This is a genomic window from Arthrobacter sp. KKT183, from assembly GCF_055657625.1.
This window is the reverse complement of record NZ_CM145770.1, coordinates 316228-331308: the sequence shown is the minus strand read 5'-3', so window position 1 is coordinate 331308 and position 15081 is coordinate 316228. Positions and strand designations below refer to the sequence as shown.

The 15081-nt window shown below is 63.7% G+C and carries 11 protein-coding genes, 1 tRNA gene and 1 other RNA gene; 6 read left to right on the top strand and 7 right to left on the bottom strand.

What is annotated here, in order from left to right; genetic code table 11:
• Window positions 1-73 precede the first annotated feature (73 nt).
• Window positions 74-991, top strand: coding sequence for an oxygenase MpaB family protein (locus ACZ2GY_RS01680; protein ID WP_471672794.1), 918 nt, complete (start codon window positions 74-76; stop codon window positions 989-991).
• Between the two features lie 15 nt (window positions 992-1006).
• On the opposite strand, the gene ACZ2GY_RS01675 is transcribed toward ACZ2GY_RS01680, so the two are convergent.
• From ACZ2GY_RS01675 to ACZ2GY_RS01665, 3 genes are all read right to left on the bottom strand, one after another.
• Window positions 1007-2185 (bottom strand): fatty acid desaturase family protein, encoded by a 1179-nt coding sequence (locus ACZ2GY_RS01675; protein ID WP_277359820.1) that lies wholly within the window; start codon window positions 2183-2185, stop codon window positions 1007-1009.
• A 10-nt stretch (window positions 2186-2195) separates the two neighbouring features.
• Window positions 2196-3257: a ferredoxin reductase gene (locus ACZ2GY_RS01670; RefSeq protein WP_346027915.1), complete on the bottom strand. Its 1062-nt coding sequence runs from the start codon at window positions 3255-3257 to the stop codon at window positions 2196-2198.
• A gap of 217 nt (window positions 3258-3474) precedes the next feature.
• Window positions 3475-3559 (bottom strand) — tRNA-Ser (locus tag ACZ2GY_RS01665).
• 103 nt (window positions 3560-3662) lie between these two features.
• On the opposite strand from ACZ2GY_RS01665, the gene ffs reads away from it, so the two are divergent.
• From ffs to recR, 4 genes are all read left to right on the top strand, one after another.
• An RNA gene (gene ffs / locus ACZ2GY_RS01660) (signal recognition particle sRNA small type) lies at window positions 3663-3759 on the top strand.
• A 45-nt stretch (window positions 3760-3804) separates the two neighbouring features.
• Window positions 3805-4725, top strand: coding sequence for a tRNA glutamyl-Q(34) synthetase GluQRS (gene gluQRS, locus ACZ2GY_RS01655; protein WP_346027914.1), 921 nt, complete (start codon window positions 3805-3807; stop codon window positions 4723-4725).
• A 9-nt stretch (window positions 4726-4734) separates the two neighbouring features.
• Window positions 4735-7299 (top strand): DNA polymerase III subunit gamma and tau, encoded by a 2565-nt coding sequence (locus ACZ2GY_RS01650; protein WP_471672793.1) that lies wholly within the window; start codon window positions 4735-4737, stop codon window positions 7297-7299.
• 51 nt (window positions 7300-7350) lie between these two features.
• Entirely contained in the window at window positions 7351-7947 is a 597-nt protein-coding gene (recR, locus tag ACZ2GY_RS01645; protein ID WP_056546101.1) for a recombination mediator RecR, read from the top strand.
• Window positions 7948-8015: 68 nt separating this feature from the next.
• Here recR and ACZ2GY_RS01640 read toward each other — a convergent pair whose 3' ends face one another.
• Window positions 8016-9146, bottom strand: coding sequence for an ABC transporter permease (locus tag ACZ2GY_RS01640; protein ID WP_277358806.1), 1131 nt, complete (start codon window positions 9144-9146; stop codon window positions 8016-8018).
• The gene (locus ACZ2GY_RS01635; RefSeq protein ID WP_277358807.1) at window positions 9143-10075 is read right to left on the bottom strand and encodes an ABC transporter ATP-binding protein; all 933 of its coding nucleotides are present in this window, start codon (window positions 10073-10075) and stop codon (window positions 9143-9145) included. The genes ACZ2GY_RS01640 and ACZ2GY_RS01635 overlap by 4 nt, the downstream gene beginning before the upstream one ends.
• A 215-nt stretch (window positions 10076-10290) precedes the next feature.
• Here ACZ2GY_RS01635 and ACZ2GY_RS01630 point away from each other — a divergent pair, with 215 nt between their 5' ends.
• Entirely contained in the window at window positions 10291-11577 is a 1287-nt protein-coding gene (locus tag ACZ2GY_RS01630) for an aspartate kinase (RefSeq protein WP_277358808.1), read from the top strand.
• Window positions 11578-11585: 8 nt separating this feature from the next.
• Here the strand turns inward: ACZ2GY_RS01630 and ACZ2GY_RS01625 are convergent, their stop codons facing one another.
• A complete protein-coding gene (locus ACZ2GY_RS01625) occupies window positions 11586-11864 on the bottom strand; it encodes a hypothetical protein (protein ID WP_346027912.1) in 279 nt (92 codons plus the stop codon).
• A 138-nt stretch (window positions 11865-12002) separates the two neighbouring features.
• Entirely contained in the window at window positions 12003-15077 is a 3075-nt protein-coding gene (locus ACZ2GY_RS01620) for a S8 family peptidase (RefSeq protein ID WP_471673523.1), read from the bottom strand.
• Window positions 15078-15081 lie beyond the last annotated feature (4 nt).

Genomic DNA, 15081 nt, shown 5'->3' with positions numbered 1-15081 from the left:
TTGTCGCTGAAGGCGGTTCGTCAGCCAACCCTTTCTGGATGGGACTCACGGGTTGACCCTGCATACTGGTGCCATGGCGTCACCCTTCACCCGCCTCCGCGTCGAGCTCAAGAACACTTTCACGGGCACCGGCGCCCACCCGCCTGCCTGGACGGAGGAACTGGCCGACGGCGATGACGCCGGCTACTTCGCTCCCGGCTCAGCCGTCTGGGCAGTCCACAGTTCAATGACCCCGACAGTGGGCGGCATTCGTGCGCTCCTGCTGCAGGCGTTGCATCCCGGGGCGATGGCGGGAGTGTATGCCCACTCGAACTTCCGCGAGGACCCGCTTGGCCGGTTGGCCAACACCATCCGTTGGATTTTCACCGTGACCTACGGGTCAACGGATGCCGCACGCGGCGCGTCCGCCTGGGTGCGCCGCCTGCATGAGAAGGTGACCGGCACGTACGTGGACGCAAACGGCGTCGAACGCGCCTACAGCGCCAATGATCCCCATCTGCTGCGCTGGGTGCATCTGGCCTTCACCGACGCCTTCCTCAGCGCGCACCAACAGTATGGGCTCAGCTTTCCCGGCGGCGCGGACGAGTATGTCCGGCAGTGGGCGAAAGCCGGTGAATTGATGGGCGTGAGCGACCCGCCGCGGAGCGCCGGCGAACTGCGTGAGCAGCTTGCCGCGTACGACGGCGAACTCACTTCCAGCGAACAGGTTCAGGACGCGCTGGCCTACATCCGGCGTCCGCCGCTTCCGCGCTCACAGCGCCTTGGGTACCGGGTACTGTTCGCCGGTGCTGTGGCCACGCTGACTCCCCGGCAACGCGAACTCCTCGGCCTGTCCCTGCCACATCTTGGGCCGGTTAGGCTGCCGGTGAAGCCCGCGGTCCTGCTCGTGCTGGGGGTTATGAAGCTCGGCCTGGGCAGTCAGAGTCCCACCGAGCAGGCAGCACTGCGCCGGATCAGGCGGGTGCAGAAGCACCCGCCCGCCGGCGCCTGAAGTGCGCTGCGTCTCCTAGCTGGTCTTGGGCGTCCGGTCAGGAAGCGCCAGCCGGAAAACCTTGGCCCACGCGGAGCCAACCTGCTTCAGGAGCGGCCCGGTGGTGTACGGCAGGTTGTAGCGGGCACAGATCTCACGGATCTTGGGCGCTACCTCGTGGTAACGGTTGGACGGCAGGTCCGGGAAGAGGTGATGCTCAACCTGATGGGACAGGTTGCCCGTCATCAGGTGCATGAACTTGGAGCCGGAGATGTTGGCCGAGCCGATCATCTGGCGTACGTACCAATCGCCGCGAGTCTCGCCGTCGACCATTTCCTCCGTGAAGGTGTCAGCGCCGGTGGGGAAATGTCCGCAGAAAATGACTGCGTGAGCCCACACGTTACGCACCGCATTCGCGGTCAGCGTTCCGATCAGCGCCTGCTTGCCGGAACCGGTGAGCATGGCCACCGCGGGTGTCGCGGCGTAGTCCTTGCCGAACTGCTTGGCCGCTTTCAGCCCCAGTGCCCGGAGGTCCTTGCGCAGGGCCTCCTTGGACTTGAGCCCTTCCTTGTACTCCGGGAGCTCCAAATCATAGAGGGCGATTCCCCATTCAAAGACCGGCGCCAGAATGGCGTTGTACAGCGGGTTGCCCAGGTTGAAGGGCTTCCAGGGCTGGTCATCATCCATCCGCAGGAGGTTGTAGCCGACATCGCGATCCTTGCCCACAACGTTGGTCCAGCGGTGGTGCAGATCATTATGCGTGTGCTGCCAGGAGCGCGCAGGGGTGACGAAGTCCCACTCCCACGTGGTGGAGTGGATATCCGGATCCCGCATCCAGTCCCACTGTCCGTGGAGGATATTGTGGCCGAGCTCCATGTTTTCCAGGATCTTGGCGAAGCTGAGCATTGTAGTGCCGGCTACCCAGGCCGCTTTGTTCCGGCTGAACAGCAGCGCTGCCCGTCCACCGAACTCCAGCGCGCGCTGCGCCTTGATGACCCGGCGGATGTAGTCGGCGTCGTGCTTGCCGCGGCGGTCGAGCACTTCGTCGCGAATGGCATCCAGTTCGCGGCCCAGCTCGGCAACCTGCTCATCGGAGAGGTGTGCAGCGGCAGGCGGACGGACCAGCGGGTGGCCGGTTGCCGCCAGCGCTCCCGGCCGTCGCCGGGGCTTCTCAACACTCGTGTCCTCTGACACTTTTTCTACGAGGTCTGTCATACCCACTCCTTCAGATATCGAGGTTCACCGGTCCGGCCGCCGCCGAAACGCAGGTTTGTATCAATTGACCGGGGTCTCCATGTACTTCGTTGGTACGGAGGTCCCGGACTTGCCCCGCTCGGAGCGGAAGCAAACAGCTGTGGCAGATGCCCATGCGGCAACCGCTCGGCATGAGCAGCCCGGCATCCTCGCCTACTTCAAGGAGCGGGGTATCTCCGTCAGCTTCCACCTCCCGGTCGGAGGCTTCAAAGGTGACCAGTCCGCCGTCGTTCCCGGTGCCATCAGCCAGCGCTGTGCTGAAGCGCTCGATGGTCAGGCTGCCCGAAGGCAGTTTCGCCTGCTTTTCCCACAGCGACTCGGCACTCTCGAGGAACTCCTCGGGTCCGCAAGCGTAGGCCGCCCGGTCCCGCCAGTCATCACAGATTTCGTCCAGCGCAGCCGGAGAGCTGAAATCGATGCGGCCTTGCTCGGAGGTGAACCAGAGCTTCACGCGGAACTGGCGGAACTGGTCAGCGAGTTCGCGAAGTTCCTCCACGAAGAGCGTCTTCATGGGAGTCCGCGCTGAATGAATCAGGACAACGTCCGCGTCGGGACGGCGGGGAACCAGCGTGCGGATCATGGACATCACCGGGGTAATGCCGCTGCCGGCCGTCAGCATCAACAGCGGCCGTGGCCGATCCGGCAGGACGAAGGTTCCCTGCGGCGGCGCCAGGAACAGGATGTCTCCCGGCTTGGTTTCACGGACCAGCACACCGGACACCGCTCCCATGTCTGTCACGGTAATTGCCGGATCCTGTCCCGCAGCAGTGCTCAGGGAGTAGGAGCGCCAGTGGCGGACACCATCAAGTTCAACTCCGATGCGCGCCCACTGCCCTGCACGGTGCGCTTTCCAGCCCCGCCCCGGACGAAAGTGGATGGTCACCGAGTCAGCGGTTTCAGGCACTACCTTGGTGACGATGCCGCGCAACTGCCGCGCGGAAAACACGGGGTTGAAGAGCGACATAAAGTCTTCCGGCGCCAACGGTGTGGTCAGCGCGGACAGCGCGTGACTGAGCTTCGGTCGCCTGGTCATTCCTGCAGGTCCAATCGCAACTCCTCACAGGATGGGCACGTGGCCGAACATATCAATCCCTGCGATTGACGCTATCCGGCGTACTCCATGATTCACTCTTCGGACGGTTCACTCAAGATTACTTTACTCAGCAGGCTTATCATTACCGCTGGAGCGACATTGTGCAGTGCCGGAAAACACAACACCCCGACTACACGAGCCGGGGTGTTGCAGAAAGCGGAGGATGGGGGATTTGAACCCCCGAGGGCGTGAACCCAACACGCGTTCCAGGCGTGCGCCATAGGCCGCTAGGCGAATCCTCCTTGTTTGGAGCAGGTTCCAGAATACCCGTACATCCCCCATGTACCGAATCGGGAGATGTGCATCTCAGCGAGTGACCCTCCTGCCGGTTTGTGTAGACTATTACGCGGCCCCTCATGTGGTGTCATCCTGTTGAACTCCCCCAGGACCGGAAGGTAGCAAGGGTAAGCGGGCTCTGGCAGGTGCATGGGGGGTCTTTACGTTCCCTGGCAGCACATTGCCTGCAGTGATTTCCTGAAGGAGTTCTGTGACCGCCGGCCGCTTCGCGCCAAGCCCCACGGGTGAACTTCATGTGGGGAACCTCCGCACCGCAATCGTGGCCTGGCTCTTCGCGCGCTCCACCGGCCGGCAGTTCCTGCTGCGGGTCGAAGACCTCGACCGCGTCCGTGCGGGAGCCGAGGAAGCGCAGCTCGCTGAGCTCACCGCCGTCGGGCTCACCTGGGACGGTGAGGTCACCCGCCAAAGCGATCGGCAGGCCCATTACGACGACGCCGTCACCCGCCTGCGCAGGGCTGACCACCTTTTCGAGTGCTTCTGCACGCGCCGCGACATCGCCGAAGCAGCGTCTGCGCCGCATGTCCTGCCGGGCCACTACCCCGGCACCTGCCGGAACCTGTCGGAGGCTGAGCGGGAGGCCGCCCGCAGGGTGCGGCCGGCGGCGCTGCGGCTGCGCACCGACGTCGGGCAGTATGAAATCCGGGACGTACTGCACGGTGGATATACCGGGGCGGTGGATGATTTTGTGGTGGTCCGCAATGACGGGGTGCCTGCGTACAACCTCGCCGTCGTCGTCGATGATGCGCAGCAGGGCATCGACCAGGTGGTGCGCGGCGACGATCTACTCAGCTCGGCTCCTCGGCAGGCGTATCTCGGCTCGCTGCTTGGATTGCCGCCGGTTGAGTATGCGCACGTACCGCTGGCCCTCAACCCGGAACGACGCCGGCTGGCCAAGCGGGACGGCGCCGTAACTCTCGAAGCGCTCGCCGCGGAGGGCTGGGAGGCAGCGGCAGTGCGGTCGCTCATCCTGCGCTCACTCGGCCTGCCGGACACCTCGCTCGACGCTGCGCTGGGTGCGTTTGATCCTTTCCGGCTGCCTCGTGAACCATGGATTGTTGACCCGTCCCACCTGTCCTCCACCGATGCCGCGACCGTTCCACCCAACCGATAGAGTTCTTCTGTGAGTACAGCCCTTTACCGCCGGTATCGTCCGGAGACGTTCTCCGACGTGATCGGCCAGGAGCACGTCACCGAACCATTGATGACGGCGATCTCCAAGAACAGGGTCAACCACGCCTATCTTTTCTCCGGTCCGCGCGGCTGCGGCAAGACCACCTCAGCGCGCATCCTTGCGCGCTGCCTCAACTGCGCGCAGGGGCCAACGCCGGTCCCCTGCGGCACCTGTGACAGCTGCGTCGAACTGGCCCGTAACGGCTCGGGAAGCCTGGATGTCATCGAAATTGATGCGGCCTCCCACGGTGGCGTGGATGATGCCCGGGACCTCCGCGAGCGCGCCACCTTTGCACCGGTCCGGGACCGCTTCAAAATCTTCATCATTGATGAGGCACACATGGTCACCAGCGCCGGCTTCAACGCGCTGCTGAAAATCGTCGAAGAGCCGCCGGAGCACATCAAGTTCATCTTCGCCACAACTGAGCCGGATAAAGTGATCGGAACCATCCGTTCCCGGACCCACCATTATCCATTCCGGCTCGTTCCACCCGAGCCGCTCATGGCGTACCTGGAGCTGCTGTGCAACCAGGAGAACATCCCGGTGGCGCCGGGCGTACTGTCCCTGGTGGTTCGTGCGGGTGGCGGATCAGTCCGCGATTCCCTGTCCGTGCTGGATCAGCTGATGGCCGGGGCGGGGGCGTCCGGCCTTGATTACGAGCTGGCGGTTTCGCTGCTCGGTTACACGCACGCATCCCTGCTCGACGACGTCGTCGATGCCATTGCAGCCGGTGATTCCGCGACCGTCTTCGGTGCCGTTGATCGCGTCATCCAGACGGGCCATGACCCGCGTCGCTTTGTTGAGGACCTGCTGGAGCGCTTTCGGGACCTGATCATCGTCAATGCAGTCCCCGACGCCGCCGCGTCCATCCTCCGGGGCATCCCTGATGACCAACTGAACCGGATGCGGACCCAGTCGCAGCAGCTTGGACGCGCCGAGCTTTCCCGAGCTGCTGACATCACCAATACCGCGTTGACCGAAATGACTGGCGCAACCTCTCCGCGATTGCACCTCGAACTGCTCTGTGCCCGCATCCTGCTGCCCGCTGCGGACCAGTCGGAGCAGGGCACGCTTGCCCGTGTTGACCGGATTGAGCGCCGGCTCAGCTACGCGAGCGGCCTCCCCGAGGCGGGAGGCTCCGCTGGTGCGGGTACAGCGGGATCGCTGCCCGCGCCATCCGCGGTTCCGGCTGGTCCTGCCTCGGCTGCGAAGCCGGAACCGGCGCCGGCCGCCGTTCTCCAACCCGCTGCCTCCAACACATCAGAAGATGCACCGCCCGCAGTTTCGGCATCCCGAGGCGCCGGCCAACAGCCGCCCGAGACTCAGCAGGAAGCTCCGGCTTCAGCGGCAACACCGGCCCCCGCAGAGAAACTGGAGCGGGCCTCGGAGCCTGCCCAGGAACCTGGCGCTGCCGACTGGGGCGGCGGATGGGGTTTACCCTCCGATGCACCCAACACCGAAGAGCGTCCTTCGACCGCTACGCGCGAGCCGCACGCGCCGGCATCTCCCGCCACGCAACCCTCGCAGGAGCAGGCAGCGCAGTCTCCTTCGCAATCAGCGCAGGCGTCCGGTCAGATCGAGATGATCCGCAGGGCGTGGCCGGAGATCATGGACGAGCTGGCTCGTATCAAGCGCAGCACCTGGCTGAACGTAAACGCCGACGCGAAGCCGCGTTCCTTCAGCGACAACCAGCTCATACTGGCGTTCGCTTCGCAGGGCAATGCGCTCGGTTTCCAGCGCGGCCAGCACACAGACAACCTGAAGCAGGCCATCAATAAGGTGCTCGGCCTGAGCTGCAGCATCGAAGCCATCCACGACGGCTCCGCGGCAGCGGGTGAACCCGACCCAAAAGTATTAACTAGCCGGGATCAGCCGGCAGAGGCGCAGGAACCGCGGGTCGTCAGTCCAGCCGTTACCGCCGTCGCTCCAGCCGTCACTCCCGTCACCCCCGTCACACCCGTCACACCCGTCACACCCGTTCCATCAGCTACGCCCGTTCCGGAGGGCGAAGCCAAGTCAGCAATGGTGGACGATGCGTGGGGGCTTCCTACCGCCGCTCCGGCGTCCCAGCCGCGCGGTGGCACGACCTCAGTGCCGTCAACACCCGTAGCTGCGCCTGCGCCCGCCGTTCAACCTACTCCCCCGGACCGGTCACCAGCCGATCGGGCAACAGGAGACCCGTCACCAGCCGGCCCGTCACCAGCCGCCGACAGTTGGCTGGCCGCGGAACCGGCGAAGGATCCTGATGACCCGGGCCCTGAGGAACCCTCGTTCGAGGGGGAACCTCCGGCCCGTCCCAGCCGCTACCAACAGCTGCTCGATGAAGCTGCACGTGCAGAAGCCGCCCGACCGAAGCAGCAGGAGCGCCCGGCCGGCGCCGTAGACTTGAGCTTCGTTGAGGACATTCCCAGTGCGGATGATGAGACCATCGAACAATCCGGATTGGTCGGCCGCCAGGCCATCGAACGGATCCTCAACGGCCGGTTGATCGAGGAACGCAGCCTCGATCAGTAGTCGGGCCGTCCAGAACCAGCCCAGCACCACCTACAGCTAAGGCATACACCCGTGTACGAAGGCGCAGTTCAGGAGCTCATCGACGAGCTGGGACGCCTTCCCGGCGTGGGCCCCAAATCGGCACAGCGCATCGCGTTCTACATCCTCGAATCTGACGGGGAAGACACCAAGCGCCTCGTCAACGCCATTGTCACCGTGAAGGAACGGGTCAAATTCTGCACCATCTGCGGGAACGTTGCAGAGCAGGAAACCTGCGGGATCTGCCGCGATCCGCGGCGGGACCCAAGCGCAATCTGCGTGGTCGAAGAGTCCAAGGACGTCATCGCCGTTGAACGCACCCGTTCTTTCCGCGGCAAGTACCACGTTCTCGGGGGGTCCATCAACCCGATCGCGGGAATCGGTCCCGAGCAGTTGCGCATCCGTGAACTGTTAAGCCGCCTCTCGGATGACCAGGTCCAGGAGATCATCATCGCCACCGACCCCAACCTCGAGGGCGAAGCAACAGCAACCTACCTGGTGCGCATGCTGAAAACCATCGGCATCAAGGTCACGCGCCTGGCCTCCGGACTCCCTGTGGGCGGGGACCTCGAGTATGCCGACGAGATCACCCTTGGCCGCGCCTTCGAGGGCCGCCGCACCGTCTCCTGACTTTTGCGCTGGCCAAGCGTGCCCGCTCCGGTTTCATCAGGCTGGTGCGCAACTTCTATCAGGCGCGGTCACGCGATGCGCGTGCCCCGCGCGAGACGACGAACCGGCGTCACCAGCTTCCGACGGCCCGCCCATAGCACCAGGCCGGCCAGTGCACCCTGCAGGGCAAGGCCCAGCGGCCAGATCGGCAGTGGCTCGGAGTCGATGTCACGGGAACCGGGTCCAAAGAACTGCGCCTCCTCACAGGTGACCTCGTAGTCCGGACCTGCTTGGGCAAGGCGGACCTGCTCGCTGATGCTTTCCATCACTCCGGGAGCGCGGTAGTTTGCGGTCAGTACGCCGGAGTTCGCATCTCCTGCATCACGGTCATACGGCACCGCGTCGGCCACAAGCACAAACGGATTGGCAGCGAGAAGCCACGCAGTTCTTTCGGTGTGCAGGACCGGCGTGAGCACCTCGTTGGTGACGCACTCCAGATCCTCCTCGGTGAGCATCTGCCCGCTCTCGATGGCTTCCTGGGGATAGTCGTAAAAGGACTGCGTGACCCGCACGTCCTCCTCGATCACCAGCGACATGCTCAGGCCGAAGGCAATCAGCGTACCGATGCACAGCAGCGCAACCATCATGTAGGTGGTGACGATCGAGAACAGGGGCCTGCCTGCAAGCGCCGAAATCCCGACACCGAGTGCGCACACAAGGCCCAGCTCAATGGCCAGCACCAGCAGCGAGACGAACGCCTCAAGCGGGTTGACCCCTCCCAGCGCCAGCGCCCAGAAGATAAACGGCGAGCTCAGTGCAAGAAACCCCAGTGACGCAACCCAGGACGCCAGCCATTTACCCCACAGGATCTGCCCTGGCGTGAGCAGCGTGATCTGGAGAATGGCAAGGGTTCCGCCAGTCCGGTCGCCATTGATTGCGTTCGCTGAAAGCCCCGGCGCCACCAGCAGACCAAAGAGCAGGACAAAGCCGACCACCAGGTCAAACAGGAACGGACCCGCGCCGTCCATGGTCGCCGTCGTCAGTGTGGCGAGCAGGAACACCAGGCCGATCACAAGGAACCAGACGGCCATCATGATGTACCAGGCACGGCCCCGCAGCCGCTGCTTCATCTCCAAGCCGAAGATGGTGCGCACTCCCGTCACGTAGCCAAGGTGGTGTGTACTGCTCTCCTGCAGGGACTGGGTCTCCATGGCGCTCATTGCCGCTCCGTATCCAGGCTCATGTAAGTCTCTTCAAGGGCGCCGCCCGCAGGCGCGAAGGCGGTGACGACGACGTCCGCCAGGATGAGCGTGCGCAACAGCCACGCTGCCTGTTCGGTGCTGCTGAGGAGCACCTGATACTCGACGCGCCGGGAATCACCGGGCTCCTCGAAGACGACGCCGTGGCTCGTCAAGGCGTCGGCGAGCGCTCCCATCGGTTCAGCCTGAATGCAGTATCTGCGCAGCTGCGTTCCTGCCTCATCCAGTGTCTGGCTCTTCACGGATTCACCGCGGTTGACGAAAACGGCGCGATCCGCGATCTCATCCAATTCCGACAGGACGTGGCTGGACACGACGATGGTCTTGCCTTCTCCTGCCAGCCGCCTCAGCATGATCCGCAGTTCCACCCGGGAACCCGGGTCCAGTCCGGATGCCGGTTCATCCAGCAGGAGTACCTCCGGGTTGTGAATGAGCGCCCGGGCCAGGCTGAGCCGCTGCTGCTGGCCACGGGACAGTACCCTCGCGGGGGCATCGGCGTAGTCGCTGAGCCGAACTTCTGCCAGCAGTTCAGCGGCGCGGTGAGCCGCCGCCGTCGGGCTCAGTCCGTAGAGCGCACCGACGGTGGTGAGAATCTCCCGGGCCTTGAGGGATTCCCACACGCCCAGCGTGTCAGGCATCCAGCCGACCTTGCGCCGTACGGCCGCCGTGTCCTTCCCCGGATCTGATCCGCCGACGGACAAAGTGCCGGCATCCGGCGCCAACAGCGAGGCGAGGATCAGCAGCAGGGTGGTCTTGCCGGACCCATTGGGCCCGATCAGCGCTGTCACCTCTCCCGGCGGCGCCTCAAAATCGATGTTGCGGACGGCAGCAACCGAACCGAAACTTCGTTGAATACCCCTGGCAATGATTCCCCCATACCCATTGGTCATGATGTGACACTAGCAAGGCACACTGACATCCCGGCACAATTCGACTTCCAATTGGGTGAGCCGAATCCGAACAGTTAACATGGTGTGCGGTTACCGGTGGTTCGTTTCGATCCCACGGCCGGTCTCCAGGGCGGGAGCAATCCCGCGCAACTGACCAGTTTCGGGCGCCGAAGACGCCGCCGGACATCATCTCCCAAGTTTCAGCGAGCGTGCGCATGGCCCTAATTGTCCAGAAGTTCGGTGGCTCGTCCGTGGCGGACGCCGAAGGAATCAAACGCGTCGCCAAACGCGTCGTCGAGACACAGGCCGCAGGCAACCGGGTCGTCGTCGTCGTTTCCGCCATGGGAGACAGCACCGATGAACTGCTTGATCTGGCCGGGCAGGTCAGCTCGTCCTCCAACCCGCGGGAAATGGACATGCTCCTCAGCGCGGGGGAACGCATCTCCATGGCACTGCTCGCCATGGCCATCCATGAAGCAGGCTCCAGCGCGCAGTCCTTCACCGGCAGCCAGGCCGGCATGATCACCGATGCCATCCACGGCAAGGCCCGGATCATCGCCGTATCGCCGCACCGGATCAAGACCTCAATCGACAAAGGCGACATCGCGATTGTCGCCGGGTTCCAGGGGATGAGCCAGGACAGCAATGACATCACCACTCTCGGCCGCGGAGGTTCGGACACCACGGCTGTTGCGCTCGCAGCGGCGCTGAATGCCGACGTCTGCGAAATTTATACCGACGTCGACGGCGTCTACACGGCTGATCCGCGTGTTGTCCCTGCCGCCCGGAAGATCTCCACCATCTCCAGCGAGGAAATGCTCGAGATGGCCGCCTCAGGGGCAAAAATCCTGCACCTTCGCTGCGTGGAGTACGCTCGCCGGTTCGGCGTTCCGCTGCACGTCCGCTCATCCTTCAGCCAGCTCGAGGGGACCTGGGTACTGCCCAACCCCGATGACACCATCAAGATTCAAGAGGGAGAACCCTTGGAACAGCCCATCATCTCCGGTGTTGCCCATGATCGGTCAGAAGCAAAGGTCACCGTGGTCGGCGTGCCGGACATCCCGGGCAAGGCAGCTGAGATTTTCGGGATCGTTGCAGGCGCCCACTCGAACATCGACATGATCGTCCAGAACGTTTCGACGCACGGCTCCGGGCGCACGGATATTTCCTTCACCCTGCCGATTGTTGAAGGCGCAGATGCCCGCGCGGCATTGAAGACCGCCCAGGCGGATGTCGGCTACGAGAGTGTTGAATACGACGAGCAGATCGGCAAGCTGTCGCTCATCGGCGCCGGCATGCGATCAAATCCCGGCGTCTCCTACAAGTTCTTCAAGGCACTGTCCGACGCCGGTGTGAACATCGACATGATCTCCACCTCCGAGATCCGTATCTCGGTAGTGACCAGCGCAGATCTGCTCGACACTGCGGTACGCGCGGTGCATGCCGCGTTCGACCTCGACGGTGAGGCCGTCGCCACCGTCTATGCGGGCACGGGTCGCTAAACCACGCGTCAATCCTCGGTGTGAAGGACAGGCTTCGTGAAGTAGTCCGGGTACTTCTGGACCGGTTCGGTACGGCGCACCGCCTCGTGGTCCGGATGCCTCCGGACGGCGTAGTGATGCCCGTCCGAGTCCACCTCGATGTTGAGTTCAGCGAGTTCAGTTTCTGAAGCCAGCTCGAACTCATCATGCCGGTGTACTACAGGCCCATCGAGATCGTCCCTCTCGGCAGGACCGAGGAAGATCGGTATCGGATTCCTGATCCAGCGGCGCCGGTTTCTCTCAGCCATGGGTATCGCCTTCTCTCTGCGGCTGGTCGAGTACCCACATCTTAAGTCCGTACGGGGTAAAAAGAGCCTGCTGAACGCAGAAATCCCCCGCACCGTTACCAGTGCGGGGGATTTGCTGTGCTTTCCTACCGGCGAATGCTACTTACCGTTTGTCGGAGTAGCGTCCCCCTGAGGGGCAGTGCGCAGCTTGTCTGCATCACCGGTCGATGACACTGCCGTCGGTGCGGCTACACCGTCAGCGCCTACAACAACCGAAACGAACGTTACGGCTGCGGATCCTTCGTAGGTCACGCGACCTACGTAGGAGCCCGGCTCGAGGCCGGTCCAGTTCAGCGTGACTTCACCGGACTCACCGTTGGCGAGCTCCAGCGGGTTCGGTGTGAGCGAGGCGTTGCCCTCATCGGCGCCCAGGATGGCGGCGTCGAAGGTTCCGGCAGTTGCCCGACCGTCAGGGCTAGCGAACAGGTTGACGATCACCCTGTAGGTACCCGGAGTGGGATTCTGCAGGTTCAGGCTCTCGCTTGCCGAGCCCGTAGCTGCCTGATAAGCAATCTGATTACGCGAGTTGACCACGAAGAAGTCAAAGTCCGCAGTCGGATCGGCGGAGACAACGGACAGCTTCGCGAACGGAGTGCCCTCAGGGATAGTCAGGGTACTCACGTAGTTTGATGCGTTCGTTGAGAGGGAAAGTCCTCCGCCATTCGGGACCAGTGAGAAGTCTTCACTGGTTGCCTTGGACAAACCGAGAAGTTCCATGGCGATAGGAGCGTTGGATCCCGAGGTTACCGGGATCGTTCCGCTGCCGTCAGGACCCTCGGAGGTGAAGGACACCTCGGACGGAGCCTCTACCGACTGGGGCCGAACTGCAACAGGCGACGTAACCGCTTCCTGCTTGCTCTGCCAGGTGAGCGAGCCCTTGGCGAACTGGCCGAGGGCCGCTGTGTCGTTCTCGAAGGTCACCGTGAAGCTCTGGCTTTCGCCCGGCTTGGTGAACTTCAGGACCGACGGGGTAACCGTCACATCCACACCAGGCACGTTCGCTGATGCGGTGTAGGTGCCCGGCTTCATACCGGTGACCGTACGGGTGACAGTGACCTTACCGGTCAGGTTGCCCACGGCGAAGGACGGGACGTTCATGTCCTTGGCGTCGATGCCCTCGAGGCCATCGACGTCCGCAAAGCCGGTTCCCTCAACGAACTGCAGGTATTCTTTCAGACCGGCGTCGTAGATGAGGCCCGGGCTGAGCACGCCAGAAGGGTTGACCTGGCCTGCGCCGGTTGCGAAGACGTCGCCGTCTACGCCGCCTTCAGCGTTCTTCACGGGGGTTGCAGTGGTCATCATGGCGGACTTGACCGCAGCGGGTGACCACTTGGGGTTCTCGGCCAGAATAAGGGCTCCGACGCCGGCAACATGCGGGGACGCCATCGAGGTTCCGGAAAGGAACCCGAACTCGTCACCACCGGTACCGATCGGTGAAACACCTGCGAGAACGGCCACGCCGGGAGCGGCGATGTCCGGCTTCAGGAGGTCCGAACCCGTTGCGAGCAGCGGACCGCGTGAGGAGAAGCCTGCGATCTGCGGGACGGGAGGCAACGGCTCTCCGGTGGTGTCCTCCGGGACCAGCGCTACCTTGATGTCCGGGTTGGCTGCAACCTTCTCCTTGAGCGCGAGGCTCTGGGGAGCATTGACGTGCACGGTAGGTACCGAGTGCTTGTCCGTGTCCATCGAGGAATCGGTGAGGTTGACCAGGATCATGCCGATGCCGCCCGCTCGTTTCACCTCAGCGGACTTGGCAACGCGGTCAAAGACACCGCGATCACAGACAACGATCTTGCCGGTCACCAGTGCGGGGTCAAGCGAATCGGGTCCACACAGGGCAGGGCTGACCCCGCCTGCTGCAGCCGCGTCGGCACTGAGAATAACCGGGCTGGCGGGTACGCCGGCGTTCATGATGCTGGCGCCGCGGAACTTGGTCCCGTCGGAGAACTCGGCAGTGCCCTGCAGCGCGTGGCTGAAGGTGCTCGCTGCGACGGTCGTGACCCATGGCGCACCGTGGTTGACGGTGCTGGCGGTCGGACCGGAGTTACCGGCCGAGGCTGCCACGAAGACTCCTGCGGATGCTGCGCCGAGGAAGGCCAGCGACACAGGATCGGTGGTGGTGGTCGCGCTGCCTGAGATCGAGTAGTTCAGCACGTCTACGCCGTCAAGAGTTGCCTGCTCGATGGCAGCAACTGAGGAGGACGAGTAGCAGCCGCCGGTAGCGGGATCATCATCGGCCCAGCAAACCTTGTAGACCGACAGCTTGGCCGCTGGAGCTACGCCCGCAGACACACCGAAGTCGCGGCCGTCAACGGTCTGCGTGACGCCGCTGTTGCCCGCGGCGGTGCTCGCCGTGTGGGTTCCGTGCGTGTCGACGTCGACCGGGGACAGGAGCTCCTCCGGTGCACGATTCGCTTCGGGAACGAAGCGGATGAAGTCATCCGCGAAGTACTGTGCCGCGAGGACCTTGGAGTTGCACTCCTCGCCGGTGAAGCCTTCGCCTGCCTGGCACTCACCGAGGAAGGTGGAGCCGTCCGCCTTCAACATGGCGATCTGGCCTTCAGCGTTGAGGTAGGGGACGCCGACCTTCGGCTTCGCGTTGCCCTTGAGCGGCTGTACTTCCTCGCCGGCGAAGAACGCGCTGCCCGGTGCGTACCCGGTGTCGATGACGCCGACAACTGTCCCGGCGCCTGCGTTCTTCTCGCCGCCGAACTCGGTCTTCCAGGCACCCTTCTTACCGCGGAGTTCAAGGATGTCCATGCTCGAGTAATCGTCCGGCGCGTTTTCGACGTCCGGAGCAACCATGCGCACGTTCGGATCCTTGGCGAGTTCAACCGCCTGCTCCGATGTCAGCTTGGCACTGAAGCCGTTGAGCGCGGCAGCGTAGGAGCGGTTGATTTCCACACCCTCCGCGGCGGCCACAGCCCGCTGATTTTGCTCCAGGTGCTTCTTGTACTTCTGGAAGTCCTTCTTGCCGGTGAGTTTTTCGCCCTTCCCCGGCTTGGTGGCTTCGATGCCGGGCACACCGCCGTCGTATGTAGCCGCAGGCTCTTCATTGAGCACAACGATGTAGCGGCCGTCCGGGTAGTTGCTGGGGTCCACTTTCTTGACCGGCTGGATCTGCTGGGTAGCAGTAGGACCAGCGGGTGCTGCAGCGGCAGGTACCGCTGTCATGGAT

Bases quoted from the DNA above. Each gene is read 5' to 3' on its own strand.
- ACZ2GY_RS01675 (WP_277359820.1), bottom strand. From the start codon at position 2,185: ATGACAGACCTCGTAGAAAAAGTGTCAGAGGACACGAGTGTTGAGAAG.
- ACZ2GY_RS01680 (WP_471672794.1), top strand. From the start codon at position 74: ATGGCGTCACCCTTCACCCGCCTCCGCGTCGAGCTCAAGAACACTTTC.
- ACZ2GY_RS01630 (WP_277358808.1), top strand. From the start codon at position 10,291: ATGGCCCTAATTGTCCAGAAGTTCGGTGGCTCGTCCGTGGCGGACGCC.
- ACZ2GY_RS01640 (WP_277358806.1), bottom strand. From the start codon at position 9,146: ATGAGCGCCATGGAGACCCAGTCCCTGCAGGAGAGCAGTACACACCAC.
- ACZ2GY_RS01670 (WP_346027915.1), bottom strand. From the start codon at position 3,257: ATGACCAGGCGACCGAAGCTCAGTCACGCGCTGTCCGCGCTGACCACA.
- ACZ2GY_RS01620 (WP_471673523.1), bottom strand. From the start codon at position 15,077: ATGACAGCGGTACCTGCCGCTGCAGCACCCGCTGGTCCTACTGCTACC.
- ACZ2GY_RS01635 (WP_277358807.1), bottom strand. From the start codon at position 10,075: ATGACCAATGGGTATGGGGGAATCATTGCCAGGGGTATTCAACGAAGT.
- ACZ2GY_RS01625 (WP_346027912.1), bottom strand. From the start codon at position 11,864: ATGGCTGAGAGAAACCGGCGCCGCTGGATCAGGAATCCGATACCGATC.